General features: G+C 42.1%; 16 protein-coding genes. 10 read left to right on the top strand and 6 right to left on the bottom strand.

Translation table 11 applies throughout. The features are described 5' to 3' along the window. The first annotated feature begins 23 nt into the window (after positions 1–23). The 5 genes from AC1DVB_RS06500 to AC1DVB_RS06480 all read left to right on the top strand — a co-directional run bounded on the left by AC1DVB_RS06500 (position 24) and on the right by AC1DVB_RS06480 (position 5,033). Positions 24–1,133, top strand: a complete 1,110-nt coding sequence (locus tag AC1DVB_RS06500; RefSeq protein ID WP_034304875.1) for an ABC transporter ATP-binding protein — start codon at positions 24–26, stop codon at positions 1,131–1,133. Further along, positions 1,123–1,926, top strand: coding sequence for an ABC transporter permease (locus tag AC1DVB_RS06495; protein WP_057276362.1), 804 nt, complete (start codon positions 1,123–1,125; stop codon positions 1,924–1,926). The genes AC1DVB_RS06500 and AC1DVB_RS06495 overlap by 11 nt, the downstream gene beginning before the upstream one ends. Before the next feature lies 1 nt (position 1,927). Then, positions 1,928–2,731, top strand: a complete 804-nt coding sequence (locus AC1DVB_RS06490) for an ABC transporter permease (protein ID WP_034304873.1) — start codon at positions 1,928–1,930, stop codon at positions 2,729–2,731. Continuing rightward, positions 2,728–3,801 carry an ABC transporter substrate-binding protein gene (locus AC1DVB_RS06485; protein ID WP_477588659.1) on the top strand — a complete coding sequence of 358 codons (1,074 nt, stop codon included), beginning with the start codon at positions 2,728–2,730 and terminating at the stop codon, positions 3,799–3,801. The genes AC1DVB_RS06490 and AC1DVB_RS06485 overlap by 4 nt, the downstream gene beginning before the upstream one ends. A 341-nt stretch (positions 3,802–4,142) precedes the next feature. Then, positions 4,143–5,033 carry a peptidylprolyl isomerase gene (locus AC1DVB_RS06480; protein WP_230134305.1) on the top strand — a complete coding sequence of 297 codons (891 nt, stop codon included), beginning with the start codon at positions 4,143–4,145 and terminating at the stop codon, positions 5,031–5,033. Between the two features lie 357 nt (positions 5,034–5,390). On the opposite strand, the gene AC1DVB_RS06475 is transcribed toward AC1DVB_RS06480, so the two are convergent. Beyond that, positions 5,391–5,915, bottom strand: coding sequence for a YtxH domain-containing protein (locus AC1DVB_RS06475; RefSeq protein ID WP_477588657.1), 525 nt, complete (start codon positions 5,913–5,915; stop codon positions 5,391–5,393). A gap of 169 nt (positions 5,916–6,084) precedes the next feature. Here AC1DVB_RS06475 and AC1DVB_RS06470 point away from each other — a divergent pair, with 169 nt between their 5' ends. Continuing rightward, positions 6,085–6,552 (top strand): MarR family winged helix-turn-helix transcriptional regulator, encoded by a 468-nt coding sequence (locus AC1DVB_RS06470; protein ID WP_057276336.1) that lies wholly within the window; start codon positions 6,085–6,087, stop codon positions 6,550–6,552. Next, a complete protein-coding gene (locus AC1DVB_RS06465; RefSeq protein ID WP_477588655.1) occupies positions 6,549–9,677 on the top strand; it encodes an MMPL family transporter in 3,129 nt (1,042 codons plus the stop codon). The genes AC1DVB_RS06470 and AC1DVB_RS06465 overlap by 4 nt, the downstream gene beginning before the upstream one ends. Positions 9,678–10,299: 622 nt before the next feature. Here AC1DVB_RS06465 and AC1DVB_RS06460 read toward each other — a convergent pair. The 4 genes from AC1DVB_RS06460 to nagA all read right to left on the bottom strand — a co-directional run bounded on the left by AC1DVB_RS06460 (position 10,300) and on the right by nagA (position 13,735). Beyond that, a complete protein-coding gene (locus AC1DVB_RS06460; RefSeq protein WP_057276334.1) occupies positions 10,300–11,022 on the bottom strand; it encodes an SIS domain-containing protein in 723 nt (240 codons plus the stop codon). Between the two features lie 63 nt (positions 11,023–11,085). Further along, a complete protein-coding gene (locus tag AC1DVB_RS06455) occupies positions 11,086–11,808 on the bottom strand; it encodes a GntR family transcriptional regulator (protein WP_057276333.1) in 723 nt (240 codons plus the stop codon). A gap of 14 nt (positions 11,809–11,822) precedes the next feature. After that, complete coding sequence (gene nagB / locus AC1DVB_RS06450) at positions 11,823–12,557, bottom strand: glucosamine-6-phosphate deaminase (protein WP_477588652.1); 735 nt, start codon at positions 12,555–12,557, stop codon at positions 11,823–11,825. Then, the gene (nagA, locus tag AC1DVB_RS06445) at positions 12,557–13,735 is read right to left on the bottom strand and encodes an N-acetylglucosamine-6-phosphate deacetylase (RefSeq protein ID WP_057276332.1); all 1,179 of its coding nucleotides are present in this window, start codon (positions 13,733–13,735) and stop codon (positions 12,557–12,559) included. The genes nagB and nagA overlap by 1 nt, the downstream gene beginning before the upstream one ends. A gap of 305 nt (positions 13,736–14,040) precedes the next feature. Here nagA and nagE point away from each other — a divergent pair, with 305 nt between their 5' ends. Beyond that, complete coding sequence (nagE, locus tag AC1DVB_RS06440) at positions 14,041–15,951, top strand: N-acetylglucosamine-specific PTS transporter subunit IIBC (protein ID WP_057276331.1); 1,911 nt, start codon at positions 14,041–14,043, stop codon at positions 15,949–15,951. Positions 15,952–16,281: 330 nt separating this feature from the next. Here nagE and AC1DVB_RS06435 read toward each other — a convergent pair whose 3' ends face one another. After that, entirely contained in the window at positions 16,282–16,725 is a 444-nt protein-coding gene (locus tag AC1DVB_RS06435) for an ABC transporter ATP-binding protein (protein ID WP_377331188.1), read from the bottom strand. Between the two features lie 464 nt (positions 16,726–17,189). On the opposite strand from AC1DVB_RS06435, the gene AC1DVB_RS06430 reads away from it, so the two are divergent. Continuing rightward, positions 17,190–17,363 carry an MbtH family NRPS accessory protein gene (locus AC1DVB_RS06430; protein WP_082609240.1) on the top strand — a complete coding sequence of 58 codons (174 nt, stop codon included), beginning with the start codon at positions 17,190–17,192 and terminating at the stop codon, positions 17,361–17,363. Next, entirely contained in the window at positions 17,360–18,814 is a 1,455-nt protein-coding gene (locus tag AC1DVB_RS06425) for a DHA2 family efflux MFS transporter permease subunit (protein ID WP_477588649.1), read from the top strand. The genes AC1DVB_RS06430 and AC1DVB_RS06425 overlap by 4 nt, the downstream gene beginning before the upstream one ends. Positions 18,815–18,978: the final 164 nt, after the last annotated feature.

Below are 18,978 nucleotides of genomic sequence, written 5' to 3'. Positions count from 1 at the left end.
GGAATGGAGAGAGGGAAGAAGCTATGGCAAATGGGAATATAATACGCTTCGATCAAGTTACGAAGCAATTTGATGATGAAACGGTGGTTCTCGATAATGTTAGTTTTGAAATCGAGAGAGGGAAGTTCTATACGCTATTGGGTCCTTCCGGGTGTGGGAAGACCACGATCCTTCGTTTGATTGCCGGATTTACGGAAGCTTCCAAAGGTGATATTTACTTTGAAGGGAAAAAGATCAATGATGTGCCAGCCAATAAAAGGCAAGTGAATACGGTATTTCAAGATTATGCACTGTTTCCGCATTTAAATGTGTTTGAAAATGTAGCATTTGGTCTTCGGATCAAAAAAATGAAGAATTCGGAAGTGGAAATCAAGGTGAAGGAAGCCCTCAGCTTTGTTAATTTGGAGGGGTATGAAAAACGGGAGATCAGGGAAATGTCCGGCGGTCAGCGGCAACGGGTAGCGATTGCGAGGGCTATTGTTAATGAACCTGAAGTCATCCTCCTGGATGAACCGCTATCTGCCCTCGATCTGAAATTGCGTACAGAAATGCAATATGAATTGCGGGAGCTGCAACAGAGGCTGGGAATCACGTTTATCTTCGTCACTCATGACCAAGAGGAAGCATTAGCGATGTCAGATGAGATTTTTGTCCTTAACAAAGGGAAAATCCAGCAAAGCGGGACCCCTACGGATATTTATGATGAACCGCTGAATCGATTCGTTGCCGATTTCATCGGTGAGTCCAATATTGTAAAAGGAAAAATGATTGAAGATTACCTCGTGGAGTTCGTCGGCAGACAGTTCGAATGTGTTGACCAGGGATTGAACAGTAATGAAGCTGTCGATATTGTCATCCGCCCGGAAGATTTAGAGATTACTTCCGTCGATCGTGGAAAACTGCAAGTTCGGGTGGACTCCCAGCTATTTCGCGGTGTTCATTATGAAATCAGCTGTTATGACCATGATGGAAATGAGTGGCTTGTTCAATCAACGAAAAAAGTGGCAGTCGGAGATGAAATAGGTCTTTATTTCGAACCGGAATCGATCCATGTCATGCGATTGGGTGAAACTGAAGAAGAATTCGATAAGCGTCTGGAAGCGTATCATGATGGGGAAAGTCATGAAGAATAAAATATCCCGGAATATTTACTTCATACCCTATGTCTTATGGATTGCTTTATTCGTGATCGCACCCATTTTGTTAATCCTTTACTATTCCTTCTTTGACATTGAAGGCAATTTATCATTGATTAACTATCAAAAGTTCTTTACGCCAGTATATTTAAAAATGACATTGAGCTCATTTTGGTATGCATTCCTGATTACGGGAATATCCCTTATAGTCGCTTACCCGACAGCCTATTTGTTAACGAAAACCAAGCATAAGCAGTTGTGGCTTTTGCTGATTATCGTGCCTTCCTGGATCAATTTACTTTTGAAGGCTTATGCCTTCATTGGAATTTTTGGCACGTATGGTGTGGCGAATGGATTTCTGGAGGCGGTAGGAATCGGAAAGCAGCAGATTCTCTTTACGGATTTCAGCTTCATATTCGTTTCGGTTTATATTTTCATCCCGTTTATGATTTTACCGATATTCAATGCGCTTGATGAAATGAATCCAACCCTTTTGGATGCGGCCAATGACTTGGGAGCGTCCCGATGGATGACATTCCGCCGTGTCATTTTTCCATTGACGTTAGATGGGGTAAAGACGGGATGCCAAGTAGTCTTCATCCCGGCACTTTCATTGTTCATGCTTACAAGATTGATTGCCGGTAACCGAGTCATTACGCTTGGTACGGCTATCGAGCAGCATTTCCTTGTAACACAGGATTGGGGAATGGGTTCCACGATCGCGGTATTTTTGATTATTATAATGTTCCTGATTATGTTTGTAACGGGTAACCGAAAGCAGGGTGTGTAAATTGGGCAATAAATTATCACCAATATCAAAAGCGTTTCTCGTTTTGATTTTTCTCATTCTCTATGCACCGATTTTCTTTTTAGTCTTTTACTCTTTTAACAGCGGTGGAACGATGTATGACTTTAAAGGGTTCACGATGGAGTGGTACAAGGAGCTGTTCCAAGATACGAGGCTGTTGATCATTGTATTGAATACACTTGTGATAGCTTTATTATCTGCACTGATCGCAACGATCATCGGGGTGATAGGGGCAATTGGAATTCGCTCCTTTACGAGCAGTAAAGCTAAGAATACGGTATTGTCATTGAATAATGTATTGATTGTCAGTCCCGATGTGATCATCGGTGCTTCCTTCCTGATTTTATTCACAATGGCCGGGATCAAGCTTGGATTCTACTCGGTACTGTTGTCACATATCGCCTTCAGTATCCCAATCGTTGTGCTGCTGGTCCTTCCGAAACTTCAGGAAATGAGCCCTACTTTAATTGATGCCGCCCGGGATTTAGGGGCAAGCCGGTGGGATGTATTGACGAAAGTCATCCTTCCATACATCTTGCCAGGTATCTTTGCTGGTTTTTTTATGGCATTGACTTATTCACTTGATGATTTTGCGGTAACGTTCTTTGTGACCGGTAATGGTTTCTCCACTCTTTCCGTGGAAATCTATTCATTGGCCCGCCGTGGAATTTCATTGAATATAAATGCACTATCGACACTGCTGTTCGTCGTGACACTGCTGTTGGTTGTCGTCTATTACTTTATAACTCAACGTGTTAGGCAAACGGGAATGGGGGGGAAACGATGAAAAGGCTTCTGCAAATGTTTTTGCTCATTTCCCTCGTATCCGCTTTGCTGCTATATGCGATTTCAAGATTGAATTCAGCGCAGGGATTTACGAGCAGCAATACGCTTACCATCTATAATTGGGGCGATTACATCGATACGGATCTAATCGAACGTTTTGAAGAAGAAACAGGTATAAAGGTCATTTATGAGACGTTCGATTCGAATGAGGCCATGATGACTAAAATTGAACAGGGCGGTACCACTTATGATATTGCCATTCCGTCTGAGTATATGATCGATAAGATGAGGCAAGAAGACTTGCTGGTTCCCTTGGATCATTCCAAGCTTCCGAATTTGAAAAATATCGATGAGCGATTCATCGATCTGCCATTCGATCCGGAGAATAAATATTCCGTCCCGTACTTCTGGGGAACGGTTGGAATTGTTTACAATTCCAAGATGCTCGGTGGCAAAGAAATAACGGCCTGGGCGGATTTATGGGATAAAGATTTAAAAAATGAAATCCTTTTGACGGATGGCGCTAGAGAAGTGATGGGCATGGGTCTGAACTCTTTGGATTATTCATTGAATGATACAGATGAAGAACACCTTCAAGAGGCAAAAACCAAACTTGATGCCCTCACCCCGAATATTAAAGCGATAGTGGGAGATGAAAGCCGCATGCTATTGGAAGCCCAGGAGGCGGCGATTGGTCTTGTTTGGTCGGGAGTTGCTTCTGAAATCATGGCTGAAAATGAAGATCTCGAATACGTTGTTCCAAAAGAGGGGTCCAATTTATGGTTTGATAATATGGTCATTCCGAAAACAACGAAAAATGTCGATGCGGCCCACCAGTTCATCAACTTCATGCTGGACCCGAAAGTTGCAGCTCAAAATGCTGAATATGTAAGTTACTCGACACCTAATAAAGAAGCACTTAAATATATGCCTGAAGAAGTGGTTAAGGATGAACGTTTCTATCCATCACCTGAACTGACGAAGAAACTGGAAGTGTACGAAAACCTTGGGAAGAAAAACTTGGCCCGTTACAATGAACTCTTCCTTGAATTCAAGATGCATCGTAAATAACAAAATAAACAAAGCATGGTGTAGGAATTCCCTCCGTACACCATGCTTTTTCGTTTGCTCGAAATTTACGAGTATTGCTCGAAACTTACGAGTGAAAGCCGAATTATGCTCTGTTACCTATATATCTAAAGTTGATATAACGGTATAATACCATTTTTTGTAATGATCAACCAAAATTTAATGTAAATCCATAACAGAATGAAAGGCTCTAAAATATCTGCAGAGATATAAGTATGTTAGTATAATGATAGAGTTCATACATATTGAAGGTTAAGTTAAAGTCTTAAGGATTAATTAATATTTACAAGCTATCATAATAGAAAACTTAAGGGAGACTATTCATGAAACTATTAAAAAGCACGAAGGCATATATATGGGCAGGGAGCATTTTAATCATTGCCGGGATCATGGCATTTGCGATGATTTCGTCCATGGATAAGACAATTGCGAGTATCGATGGCAAGAAAATCAATGAGGATGAGCTGTATGACGCGCTTGTTGCGGGATACGGAGCAGATACTTTAGACCTGCTAATTACGAATAAATTGGTGGAATTGGAAGCGGAAAAAGCAGGAATCAAAATTAAGGATGAAGAAATCCAGAAAGAAATCGATGTTATGGTTGAGTCCTATGGTGATGAAAAGTCGTTAAAAGAACAATTGGAAGCAAGCGGTTCTTCAATGGATGCTTTAAAAAAGGACATCGTGGTTTACCTGCAAACGAAAAAATTGGTCGAACCGAGAATTACTGTAACGGACGATGAAATCAGTACGTATTTTGAAGATAATAAAGATACATTTGCTCAAGCGGAACAAGTGGAAGCTAGTCATATTTTAGTCGAAGACGAAAAAACGGCTAAAAAGGTTGCGAAAGAACTTGCGGCAGGCGGTGATTTCGCTAAGTTGGCAGCTGAATATTCCACTGATACTGAAACTGCGGATAACGGTGGAAGTCTGGGGTATTTTGGAAAAGGCGATATGGTGGAAGAGTTTGAAGATGTTGCCTTTGATCTTGATATAAATAAAGTCAGTGATCCAGTCAAAACCGAATATGGGTACCATATCATAAAAGTAACCGGTAAGAAGGAAGCAAAAAAAGCTAATTTAGAAGACAGTAAAGAAGTAATTAAAGAAACGCTTCTTTCTGAAAGATTACAAGAGGAATATCCAGTTTGGTTAGCCGAAGTGAAAAAAGACCATGAAATAACGAATAAATTGGAGGACTCTAACTAAGGTATCAAGTGAAGGATATACCGAAACAAAGAAGCTGAGGCAAAATGCCTCAGCTTTTATTATGGCTTGTACGATTTGGATGTTGATTTCCGCTTCAGGCACTCGCTTATCCAGAGGCGGTCGTGGAGCCTCCTCGGCATGCGCCTGCGGGGTCTCCCCTAGACGCGCTTTTCTAAGCAGGAGTCTCGTACCTTTCACTCCAATCAACTCTGTTTTTAAATTTAGATAAAACCATCCCTATTTAGTTGAAGGTGTTGTTTTGGTTGTTCGGGAACTTCATTTGATGAAACGCACATTTTCCGGGCCCATTTTCTCTACAAAAAAAGCTGAGGTATAATGCCTCAGCTTTTTTATATATTAGAAGTTGGATGAGATGGATTTTTGATTGGATAATCCTGATTTTTTAACGATTTCATCACTCTCTTTTTCACCTTTATCATTATTGGATTTCAATGATTGTGCTGGCGTTTCTTTCAGCTGTTTACCGGCAACGACCACTTTTGAACTGATGTCTTTTAATTCACTTGTTGCGTCCTTCGCTGTACCAAGGGCATCAGTGGAGATATCCTTTACTTCGGATACTTTACCCACCACGTCTTCATTGACGGTTTCATATAGTGTTTCAACGTCATTGATTGCCTCTTTAATCGTCTCCGTTGCCCCTTTGACTCCTGATACCATCTTTTCCTTCATTTCGCCGGGATTTTCCTTGACCTGTTCAATCATATTCATGGAGTTGTCTTTTAAAAGGACGGCAGATCGCTTTACTTTATTTCTCGTGTTGGAGTCGAGCAAGGTCAATGCACCGCCGACAAGCCCCCCGATTAGAATCCCTTTTAAAAGTTTGCTATTCGTTTGAGTTTCGATAGTTGTTTGAGTCATTTATATTTCCTCCTTTAGAATAGTAGATTGTTTGCTTATTTTGGGTTTTCCCTTATTTACCATAAGTTAAACTGGAAATAATAAACTATCATGGGATTGACATGATAAATAAAACAATAGTACTCTACATATAGTTAAATGACTGAACTACTTTTTGAGAGGTGCAACGATGACGAATGAAAAAGTTTCTGGATTGATTGATCGATATATGAAGGTTTCTTTCTATGTCAATAAGATGGGGGAGCTTTTAATAAAAGATCAGATTTGTGATGTGCTGACGAACGAACAATACTATACTTTACGGTTCATTCAACAACAGCGGTTGTGTACATCGACGGAAATCAGTGATGCCTTTTATATTAATAAGAGTGCCGTCACGTCCAACATCAACAGGCTGGAAGGCAAAGGATTGATAGAACGGGAACAGGACCAGGTTGACCGAAGGGTCTTCCATTTGAAGCTTTCCAAAGAGGGGGAAGCGTTGTTACAGGAAACGGAAAATAAGATTCATAAATTGGTAGAGAGCATCATGACGAAATTCGATTATGAAGAGATTGTTAAATTCCTTGATACATATGAGAAGCTTTCACAAATTTTCATTCAAATGAAGAATGAGGAATGGGAGGAATATAAATGAGGAGGATCATAAAGGGAAGATGGCTGGTCATTATCGCTTGGGTTGCCATTACGGCAGGTTTATTGTTTGCGGCACCGAATATGGCGGAGCTTGTCCGGAATAAGGGCCAGCTGGATGTACCGGCAGAGTATTCCTCTGGGATGGCCAATGAGCTAATGAAAGAGATTCAGGATAAGGATGAGTCACAAGTGGCTCTCGTATTTCATGGTGATAAGAAGCTGTCTTCCCCGGAATTGAAAGAGATTGAGATAGCGATCCAAAACCTTGAAAAGAATAAAGCGGAGCTTGGCATCAAAGAGGTCATGACCCATTTTAAAGAGCCCTCGCTAAAAGGTCAGTTGGTCTCGGAGAACGAAACAACGGTTTTGACATCCATCACGATGGTCAAGGGGGACCGAGAAGCTAAGGAAGTGATCGATGCCCTTTATAAAGAGCTGGAGCAAGTGGATGTCGAGCATTATTACACAAGCAGCTGGATGATCGATGAAGATCTTAATGCCAATTCCCAAGAAGGGCTGAAGAAAACTGAAGGCATCACGGTTGTCTTCATTCTGGCTGTATTGCTGATAGTCTTCCGTTCAGTGGTGGCACCGGTCATTCCGTTGGTAACGGTAGGTTTCACTTATTTATGCTCCCAATCCATCGTCTCATTCCTGGTGGATAAATGGGACTTTCCGATTTCGTCTTACACCCAAATATTCCTGGTAGGTATTTTATTTGGAATCGGGACTGATTATTGCATCCTGCTGCTTAGTCGTTTCAAGGAAGAGCTATCGTCACAGGAGTCCTTGCCTGAAGCGATCGTTGAGACGTACCGAACTGCCGGTAAGACTATCTTCTTCAGCGGGCTGACCGTAATGATTGGCTTTGCGGCAATTGGTTTTTCTACTTTTAAGCTCTATCAATCTGCGGCGGCCGTTGCCATAGGGGTCTTCATTTTAATGATCGCCCTTTATACGATCGTTCCATTTTTCATGGCGGTTCTTGGCAAAAAGCTATTCTGGCCGGCAAAAGGGAAACTTGAGCATAGTGAAAGTAAACTATGGGGAATTCTCGGTAACTTCTCCTTGAACCGCCCATTATTGGCGCTTATGATCGTCGCAATCGTCTGTGTTCCCTTTTTGTTTATGTATGATGGGAAGATTTCTTATAACTCCCTTGAAGAAGCGGGTGATGATGTTCCTTCCATCATGGCATTTAATATCATTTCCGATGAATTCGGACCGGGACAATCGGTGCCAACACAGATTGTCATAAAGAATGACGAACGCATGGATTCGGAAGAGTACGTCGCACTTGCTGAAAAAATCAGCCAGGAAGTAGTCAAGGTGGATGAAGTCGATGTAGTTCGATCCATGACCCGCCCGACAGGTGAACCGATTAAGGATTTATTTGTAGCGAACCAGGCCGAAACCTTGGAAAAGGGAATCGGGGAAGGAAATGAAGGCATTAAACAAATCAGCGATGGATTGAAAACGGCAGGGAGTGAGCTTTCCGATTCAGGACCGCGATTGAAGCAAGCGACGGACGGAATAGGGGGACTCATATCCGGGACCAATGAATTAAAGAGCGGCGTAGGTCAGGTGGAGAAGGCGTTAACAAGCATTGAAGCAGGCATTCGTGATGGGTCTTCAGGAACCGGGGACATAAAAAACGGATTGAATGAGGTCAAGGCAAACTTGGTTAAGCTCGCCACCGGAAGCGGACAGCTTCTCGAAGGCTATAAACAATCTGCTAATGGGTTAAGTGAGCTCACAGGTCAATATAAAGAAATTCAAACTAACCTTACGGGTGTATCACAAAGCCTTGCCGGTTTAAATCCTTCTTTTGAGCAAATGGAAGCCACTCATCCAGAATTACAGGCTGATCAGTCCTATCAAACGATCAAGCAAACAGTGCAAGGGGCACAGGGTGGCTTGGAGCCCATGGCAGCAGGCCTTTCAGAGCTCAATAGGAATCTTGGTTCAGTGTCCGGCGGTTTGAATACAGCGAATGAAAATATGGAAGAAATCGTAAAGGGTCAAAATTCTCTTGGGGAGGGCCTGAACCAATTGATTTCAGGCGTTGACAATTTACAAAAGGGTCTAAGCACCATGGCTAATGGTCAGGGGGAAGTCATAAATAATCTGTCAGGATTTAAAGGAGGCCTTACTAGCTTAAGTAATGGGCAGCAAGAACTCCTAAATGGTTTTTCAAGCCTGGGCGGGCAGCTTACTGATTTGACTGATGGCTTAAATGAAAGTGCGGATGGTCTGAATGAAGTCCATGATGGACTATCGTCCGCACAGGGTTATTTATCAGGGCTGGCAAAAACGGATAAAACGGTAACAGGCATGTACATTCCCAAAGAAGTAGTGGAAAGCGAAGAATTCGGGGAAGCATTGAACGCGTATTTATCTGAAGATGGTAAAACCATGACCATGGATGTGGTATTCAAGGCGAATCCTTATTCCAATGATGCAATCGAGCGAATTGATTCGATTGAGGCAACCGTTGAAAGAGTAACGAAAGATACAAAGCTTGAAAACGCGCAGGTGGCGATAGGGGGAATCACAAGTACACATCATGACTTGGGCATGATGTCTGGGGAGGATTTCTCAAGGACGGTCGTTTTGATGCTGTCGGGTATTGCAATCATTCTCTTTTTCATGCTGCGATCCTTGATCATGCCTGTCTATTTGATAGTGTCGCTCGTTTTGACTTATTATACAGCGGCAGCCATTACAGAGTTGATTTTTGTTAATATTCTCGGTTATGCCGGCATTGGCTGGGCAGTTCCTTTCTTTGCCTTCGTCATCTTGATTGCCCTTGGCATTGACTATAGCATTTTCTTGATGGATCGCTTTAACGAGTGGAAAGATAAGCCGGTCAAGGAAGCGATGTTGCTGTCCATGAGAAAAATGGGAACGGTGATCATCTCGGCGGCTGTCATTCTGGGCGGAACCTTTGCTGCCATGATGCCAGCAGGAGTTTTATCGCTCTTGGAGATAGCCACTTTAATATTGGTGGGGCTTGCTTTATATGCGTTTGTCATCTTGCCATTGTTTATACCGGTTATGGTTGCAACGTTTGGAAACGCGAATTGGTGGCCGTTTTTAAAAAATAAGGAATCAAAGGGACTATAAAATAAAGAAGGCCTCCATTCGGATGCCTCCAGACTGTAGACAAAAGGGTTTCGGAATGCTCCAATTCCGAAACCCTTTTTTCGCCCGTGGAGGAAGAAATACCAATCATAAGTTCCATCATACACATAATCAGGCGTACTGGTTTTGTAAGCTGCATCTTCAACAGCTTCAGGTTTTCCAATTTTCTCAATCGGTGTTACTCTCGTCCACAACACAAATTTGTTATGGTTTGCTGGTGCATGAAACGAATGTGTGGGATCAACAAATACATGCCCTGCACTCATTCGTTAAATGAAACATTTAGTTAAGAGGGATGAAAAAGTGTTTGAATAAAAGTTGCAGAAAGACAGTTGGCCCATGGAGTTCTGTCTAATTACTAAAACTCTGTTGACTGGAACGGAAGGTGCGAGACTCCTGCTGGAATACGAGTGCAGGGGAGACACCGCAGGCAGGCGCAAACTCCGAGGTGGCTCCCCGGACCCCGGACCGCCCGCGGAAAGCGATGCCTGCAGTGGAATTCAACGCTCAACTTCCAAACTCTCAAAAAAACTGTAGACCAACTCGATGGAGTTTGCCTACAGTAAGAAATAAACAACCGAAACAAAAAAATATGTATTCCATTTCATAATTGGGGGATTCTTGTTTTATATTTCGCGATGATCTTTTGATTGTGTTCATCTGCCCCTTCGATATTACTGCTTAGGAATACGGGAGGGGTTTCCCCTGATTCAATAATCGTTTGGATGACTTGCGTGAAAACCATATTGAGGAGAACGGCCCCGACCACGGTCGATCCGGAACCAAAAGGTATATTATTTGATTTCAGTAATGTGTCACCTTTGGCAATATGATTGTCTATGACCAAATCAACAACATCGTGGAGATAATGCTTCTGTTTATGCCGTGAAGAACAACTTTTTGCATACTCCGGAGACGTTAGTCCAATAACGAATGCCCCTTTTTCTTTTGCGATAGTGGCTACATCTATCGGAACGGGATTTACGCCGGATGACGAAATGACAATACAAACATCACCAGGACGGATATCTTCATCATTCATGAATTTCTCTGATAGGTCATTTTGGCGTTCAAGTTGGGATGATCTTGAAGCTCCTTTAAAAAGCATTAGATCTTCAACGAAAATTGGACGAATTGCGGCTAACCCACCAGCCCGGTAGAATACCTCTTCGGTCAAAATGTGGGAGTGTCCGCTTCCGAATAAATGGATGATCCCATCCGACATGACTGCTTTTGAGATATGTTTCACAGATTCCTTAATGGATTGCTTTTCCTGTTCTCCCACAGTTGTGAGTAAAGCCTGCACTTCTTCAAAGTATGAGTTCATATATGTGACACCCTCCGATTACCTTTGGCAATTAAAAGACTATAGCTATGAAAATATTCCATTTTATCTGCTTATGTTGATAGTGAACTTATACCTGTCCGCACGATAAGCCGATTTAACATATTCAAGGGGAGTTCCGTCTATTAAGAACGTATTCCTTTGAATGAATAATATGGGTGAGTGCTTTGGAATTGCTAAATGGGTCACTTCCAATTCAGAAGCAATCGATGATTCCAACGTTTGTGAAGCATAGTCTATCTTTAGTTTAACGTATTTCTCCACATATTGGTAAAGGGAAAGGTTAATGATTTCTTCCGTTAATCCTTTAATTAAATTGGCAGACATGTACACGGTCTCGAGCGCCATTGGAACATCATCAGCCAACCGAATGCGTTTTATTTCATAAACGGGAGCATAAAGGGAAATGTGCAATTCACTGGCAATCTTCTTATCAGCCGGAATGATTTCAAAGCTCAGCAGCTTGCTGCTTGGGTTTAATCCCCTGGCCTTCATGTCCTCGGTAAAACTGGTCAGCCCATTGAGCTGCTGCTCCAATTTCTTATCGGCGACAAAGGTTCCCCTTCCTTTCTGACGGTATAAGTATCCGTCATTCACCAAATTATTTATGGCTTGGCGGACGGTCATCCGGCTAATTTCGAATTGCTCGGCATATTCACGTTCAGATGGAAGGGCATCGTGCGCTTGGAACTCACCGTTTTCTATTTTTCTTTTTATTTGTTCTTCGATTTGAAAATAAATCGGAAGAGGTGAGTTTTTATCAATCATCGACTTTCGCTCCTTTAGGGTATTATCACTCCGGATAACGCTTTTTGGTCTGCGATAATTGTAACACTATTATGTTTTTTTAGGATAGATGCAGGAAATTCCTCTGAAATGTCACCGTGTATCAATTTCTTCAGTGTTTCGGCTTTTTCTTCACCAGAAATCAGCAGCAGAATTTCTTTGCTTTTCATGATTGTTGAAATGCCCATCGTAACGGCATGTGTCGGAACTTCGTCTATGGAGTCGAAATAACGTGCATTCGCTTGGCGCGTCGAATCTTCAAGTGTCACGACATGTGTACCGGATGTGAAGAAAGTTCCAGGTTCATTAAAACCAATATGGCCATTTTGGCCAATGCCAAGTATCTGAAGATCGATCCCGCCCACGGAATCAATCATTTCGTCATACCGTTGACATTCTCCATTCGTGTCATCGGCTGTGCCATTAGGCAGGTGAGTACGCTCTTTATTTATATTGATGTGAGTGAATAAGGAATCATCCATATAAAAATGGTAACTGTTTGGATCATTTGGTTTTAAGCCGATATACTCGTCAAGGTTAAAAGACGTTACATGTTCATATGAAGTATGATTACGCACGTGATCTTCAATCAAATTATCGTACATTCCTTTAGGGGTGCCGCCTGTTGCAAGGCCCAATTTGATATTCGGATTTCCTTTGACTTTTCCGATCACTATTTCTGCGGCTGTCCGGCTCATTTCCGTGTAGTCCTGCACTTGTATGATATTCATTATACATTCTCCTTTTTAAAAGCTAAATTTCCTCTGCAGAAAGTCATTTCAACGTCCAAGCGGTCATTCAATATTACAAGATCTGCGTCTTTGCCGACTTGGATGCTTCCTTTTCTGTCAAAAATCCGGAGTTGTTTGGCAGGGTTTTCCGCCGTCATTTTTATAATGTCAGTCATGGAACAACCGGTATATTCCATTGTGTTCTTGATGGCATCGTTCATTTTCAATATACTGCCGGCTAGTGTGCCGTCTGAAAGCGTTGCTTTCGTTTCGTCAACATTAACAGGCTGACCACCTAAATCATAGGTTCCCTTTTCAAGCCATTTGGCTCGAAGTGAGTCCGTTATCAGTATCATTCGTTCGCTGGTAATTTGGTTATATGCGAGCTTGATCATTTCCGGCCTGCAGTGAATGCCGTCAGCAATAAGTTCAACATATAGCTCATCACGAAGATAAGCAGCTCCCAAAACGCCAGGTTCGCGGTGATGGAGTCCACGCATCCCATTATAAAGATGTGTAACGTGGGTAGTCCCTGCCTGGATTGCTTCATCTATTTGGTCATATGTTGCATCTGAATGGCCGATGGAGGCGACGACGCCAGTTCCCCTTAAGTGGGCGGCAAGATCTAATCCGTTCGGTTGTTCAGGAGCAAGCGTTACAAGCTTGATTTGATTTTCGGCCATTTCCTGCCATCTTTTAAATAGAGTGACATCAGGATCAACGATATAATCCTCAGGCTGTGCTCCTTTACGGGCCGGTGAAATGAAAGGACCTTCTAAATGTACTCCAACTATTTCAGCATTTTCCTGAGTTTGATTTTCGATATATTTACCAGCATTAAGAAGTGCTGATTCAATGGCTTGGGTGGATTGGGTCATTGTAGTGGCCAGAAAGCTGGTGGTTCCTTCTTTAGGAAGGGTCTTAGCCATTATGGATAATGCGTCATGTGTGGCATCCATTGCATCGGAATTGGATGCTCCGTGAATATGAATGTCGATGGCACCGGGAATTACCTGATAATCCGGTGAAAGAGTAATCACCTTGGCATCATCGTCCTGTTTGTATTGGCTGGCTGGACCAACTTCGGCAATTTTTCCATCCACGACTTTAATGTACCCATTTTTGTATGTTTCCTTTTCGCTGTGAACCATCAGATTATTAATAATGAATGTTTTCATACATAATCTCCTTTATGAAAGTAAAACTTAATGAATGAGTCATGAAATGGTCTCATATATTTTGCCCTCATTTTATCGTTTTTATTAAAAGTTGTCTAGACCAGTTAAGGGGTATCAAGAACAAAAATGATATTTTTACTATGTTTTCGAAGAATATAGTATATTTACAAGTAAATTGGTATAGACATCTATATATTTTCTGTGCTAGTATAATCCCAAAGAAAAGTTATTATATTGATAAAATGAAAACGCTTAATACATCTTGTTTTTGATCAAAGAAGTTAGGTACAAGGGAGATGAGTTCCATGTTAAATTTTTTACAAAAGATTGGGAAAGCTTTAATGTTACCGATTGCCGTTTTACCAGCAGCCGCGTTATTGCTTCGTTTAGGGCAACCGGATTTACTTGATATTGCCTTTATTGCCGCAGCTGGAAAGGCGATATTCGATAACCTTGCGATATTGTTCGCCTTGGGAATAGCGATTGGATTATCCAAAGATGGAAGTGGCGCTGCGGCATTATCAGGTCTTGTTGGATACTTTGTATTAACGAATGGTACACAAGCGATTGATAAAGAAATCAACATGGCTGTTTTAGGCGGTATTATATCGGGTATAGTTGCCGCTCTTCTATATAATAGATACTCCGACATAAGACTCCCTGAATGGCTTGGATTCTTTTCAGGGAAACGATTCGTCCCGATCATCACTTCGCTTGCGATGATCATACTTGCGGGAATATTCGGTTTTGTGTGGCCGCCGATTCAAGATGTTATAAATAGTGTCGGTGACTGGATTACAGGTGCAGGGGCATTGGGTGCCGGCGTATTCGGCGTATTGAATCGCTTATTGCTTCCAGTTGGATTGCATCATGTCTTGAATAGTATGGTTTGGTTCGTCTTTGGTGAGTACAATGGAGCGACGGGTGATATAAATCGTTTCTTCGCAGGGGACCCGACTGCTGGGCCCTTCATGACCGGCTTTTTCCCGATCATGATGTTCGGTCTTCCAGCTGCAGCATTAGCGATGATTGCAGCTGCTAAGAAAGAGAAACGTAAATTGGTGACAGGGATGCTTGTTGGATTGGCTTTCACTTCTTTCCTTACAGGAATCACTGAACCGATTGAATTTCTTTTCATGTTCATCGCACCGGTGTTATATGTAATACATGCCCTTTTAACCGGGGTCTCTCTGGCACTTGCTGTTATATTGGATATCCATCATGGGTTTGGATTCTCCGCAGGAGCCATTGATTATTTCTTGAACTTTGGTATTGCGCAAAAACCGCTATGGTTAATCCCGATTGGATTGGTATACGCGGCAGTTTACTTCGTGATTTTCTATTTTGTCATCAAGATCATGGATTTAAAAACACCTGGCCGTGAAGACGATGAGGAAGAAGTGGAAGAAGAAACTATTGTGAAAACAGGGGATAAATATACCGATATGGGATCGCTTTTCATTCAAGATCTTGGCGGTAAAGAGAATATAAAGCTAATTGATAACTGTGCAACACGCTTGCGTTTACAAGTGGCCGATTCAGGAAATGTGAATGAAGCAGCCTTAAAACGGCATGGTGCCCGCGGTGTCATGAAGTTGAATAAATCGAGTGTACAGGTCATTGTTGGAACGAATGTTGAATTCGTTGCAAATGCAATGAAACAGCTTGTCAAGGATGGAGTCGACCCAAGCCAAGTGAAAACAAGTCCATCTGCACAAGTGGCAGAGGATATAGTAGAGGAAAACCAAGTTTTGGGTGCAAATGACTTTGTCCTTCCAATTGAAGGAACCATTTTACCGATAGAACAAGTTCCCGATCAAGTGTTTGCCATGAAAATGATGGGGGATGGCTTTGCTATCGAGCCAGTCAACGGAAAACTAGTATCTCCAATCGATGGGGAAGTGCTAAGTATCTTCCCGACAAATCATGCACTGGGCTTGAAAATGGATAATGGTCTGGAAATTCTGATCCATGTTGGTTTGGATACAGTTAAATTAAATGGAGAAGGGTTCACAGCTCTTGTTCAAGAAGGCCAAAGAATAACAAAGGGAACACCTCTTTTGGAAATTGATTTAGATTTCATTAAACGGAATGCACCATCAACGGTCACTCCTATTATATTCACTAACTTACCTGAAGGAACGGCAGTGAAGTTGCAAAAGTCAGGGATCCAGAAACAAAATACACCAGATATCATCCAGTTGGAAAAACTATAAATTTGTCTAAAGGGATGTCGACTTGTCGACATCCCTTTAGACTGTAGACAAACTCAAAGAAAAGTGAGTTTGCCTGCAGTTTTTTTATGACTTGTACAATTTGGATGTTGATTTCCAAATCCAGGAACTCACTTTCCGCGGGCGGTCGAGAAGCCTCCTCGGCTTGCACCTAAGGGTCTCCCCTAGACGCGCTTTTCTAAGCAGGAGTCTCGAACACCCGCTCCAATCAACTATGTTATAAAATTCAGATGGAAACCATGCCCGAGGAGTTTGAATCAGTTGATTCGGGAATATCATTTGATGAATTATACGTTTTACGAACCACACCTTTCAATTGGATAAAACGGCTTCTTTATATACTTCTTGCTGTGATAAATTGTCATAACCAATACAAACGGATGCCCCATTGGCCGGATCTATCATAACCCTTGCATGAATACGAAAGACTTCCTCTAAAACGGCAGGTGTGATGATTTCCCCCGGATTACCGATTTTAACGATTTCCCCTTCCTTCATCGTTATGATTTCATGTGAAAACCGGGACGCATGGTTAATATCATGCAATACCATGACAGTCGTTATTTTTTGTTCTTTATTAAGCTTTTCAACTATTTGCAAAACCTCTAGTTGATGAGCCATATCAAGGTAGGTGGTTGGCCCATCCAAAAATAAAATCTCCGTTTTCTGTGCTAAAGCCATTGCCAGCCAAACCTTTTGTCTTTGACCACCGGATAGTTTGGCGATTTGCCGGTTTCGAAATGGCTGGAAGCCCATCTCTCCATTGGAACAAAAAGTGGTTCCGTGAGGAGGAGAAGTTTCTTTCCCGATTGAATCAAGGAAAGGATGGTGATATTTCCTTTTTTGCTTGGCGTGGGGGAGCTGGAAGGCACCCATAAAAGCGGCACGAATGAAATGCTTTGGAATTATCAAAACGATTATCCTTGAAGGATAGCAGAGTGAATGTTCAATTCAACGAGTCTGAAGGGGAAGGGCATCTTTCAGTTTTGCCGCCTATGATTAATAGGGCTTTGCGTTTTGCTTTGAAAAGAAATGTGACTGGTAAGAAATAGGACTTTCTCAGTAAATCCACGGAAGGCACTTGACCAGTAAGTTATAAATATATATCATTACCTGTAGATTATGATTGATAATGATTATCATTATTGGTTGACTAGTAGATAGCTAACAAACATTCACTATCGAGAATTTGAAAAAATTATGAAGGAGGACAATGACTGATGACCAACCGTTTTGTGAATGAAAATGGGATCTACAATGAATTTATAATTGAAGAAGGTCGAAATTCCCTTTGGCCCGCCTTTTTGGTTATTCCAGAAGGCTGGTCATTGATATATCGAGAGGACTGCTGGAAATACATAAAACTAGTTGCTAGCATTGATGGAACAAAATGAAAGTAAGGATACAAATGGACCCTAAAATAGTAGTTAGCATCGTTTATGTCATAGCGATGTTCATGGTTTCGATGGACGGGACGATTGTCAATGTGATCCTGCCAACGATCAGTAGTGAATTTAACCTTGATCCCTCTTCAGCCAGTGGCATTAATGTTGGATATTTAGTAAGCCTGGCTGTATTCCTTCCGGTAGCTGGGTGGCTTGGGGATCGTTTTGGAACCAAGAAAATCTTCTTGATGGCATTGGGTGTCTTTACGGCAGCCTCCTTTTTATGCGGATTCGCTAATAATCTTCAAACCTTGAATTTGTTCAGGGTTTTGCAGGGGGCAGGAGGCGGGATCCTTACGCCAATTGGAATGGCCATATTATTTAGAACGTTCTCTGTTGAAGAACGCCCAAAGGTGTCCCGTTCCCTTGTGCTTCCCATAGCATTCGCACCAGCTGTTGGTCCGATTGTTGGCGGATTCCTTGCGGAGCAGCTGTCTTGGCGTTGGGCATTTTATATAAATGTCCCTTTCGGAATTATGGTCCTGATATTCGGTGTATGGTTTTTAAAAGAAAATAAAGAATCAACTGCTGGCAGATTGGACATTCCAGGATTCTTATTGTCAGCTGCAGGCTTTTCCATGCTGATGTATGCAATGAGCTTAGGGCCATCTAAAGGATGGGGTTCCCCCGTTATCATGTATACAGGAATTATCGGTGCAGTTCTTGTTCTCTCATTTATTCTATTGGAGCTGCGTGTGAACGAACCGATGCTTGATTTGCGTTTATTATCCGATCGATTGTTTCGGACATTGGGCATCATTTCATTATTTTCAATGGCGGGCTTATTGGGGATGCTCTTCGTGTTCCCGTTAATGTATCAAAGTTCGCTTCATGCTTCAGCTTTAGAAAGCGGGCTGACCACTTTCCCGGAAGCTATAGGTTTGATGGTGGCCTCCCGGATGATGCCTTGGACTACGAAGAAACTGGGCATACATCAGGTGATCCGGATAGGGCTGCTTGGTACAATCATCATTTATACATTGATCAGCATTGTCGGGCCGACAGCCAACCTCTGGTTCCTTCGTGCCTTATTATTTAATGTCGGTATCTGTTTGGGACATACTGTTGTGGCCGTACAGTTTTCCACTTTCACCAATATCAACTCTGCTTCGATGGGAATGGCGGCCACATTGTTCAATGTCCAAAACCGGATTGGCTCTGCCATTGGTGTAGCCATCCTAGCCAGCATTCTGGGGGAAGTGGGCACTAGCTCGATAGGAATGAATGGGGAGCACCATGTTAATGTAATATCCTATCAATTTGCTCTCCTAGGTTCTGTGGCTTTGCTCGTCATAGCCCTATTATTTGCGATGCGTTTGAAAAAGGATGATTTTAAGGCCAAGATATCGAAACAACATATGGCTAAATCCCTTGGTGTAAAACAGGTCAGAAGCGGATAAGTAACCCATTCAGTTAGGTTTCTGGTAAGGGAAGGCCACTGTGATTTTGCCAGTGACTTCCCTTTCATTTTGCTAGCAGCACAGGGACTGCCTACTTAAAATATTAATTAAAGATTGGCTTTGCGGCTCAATACCACATATGAAAAAAGAGCCTGTTTTATTGC

Source organism: Peribacillus sp. P4_D6, from assembly GCF_056401795.1.
This window is presented reverse-complemented; position numbering and strand designations above follow the sequence as displayed.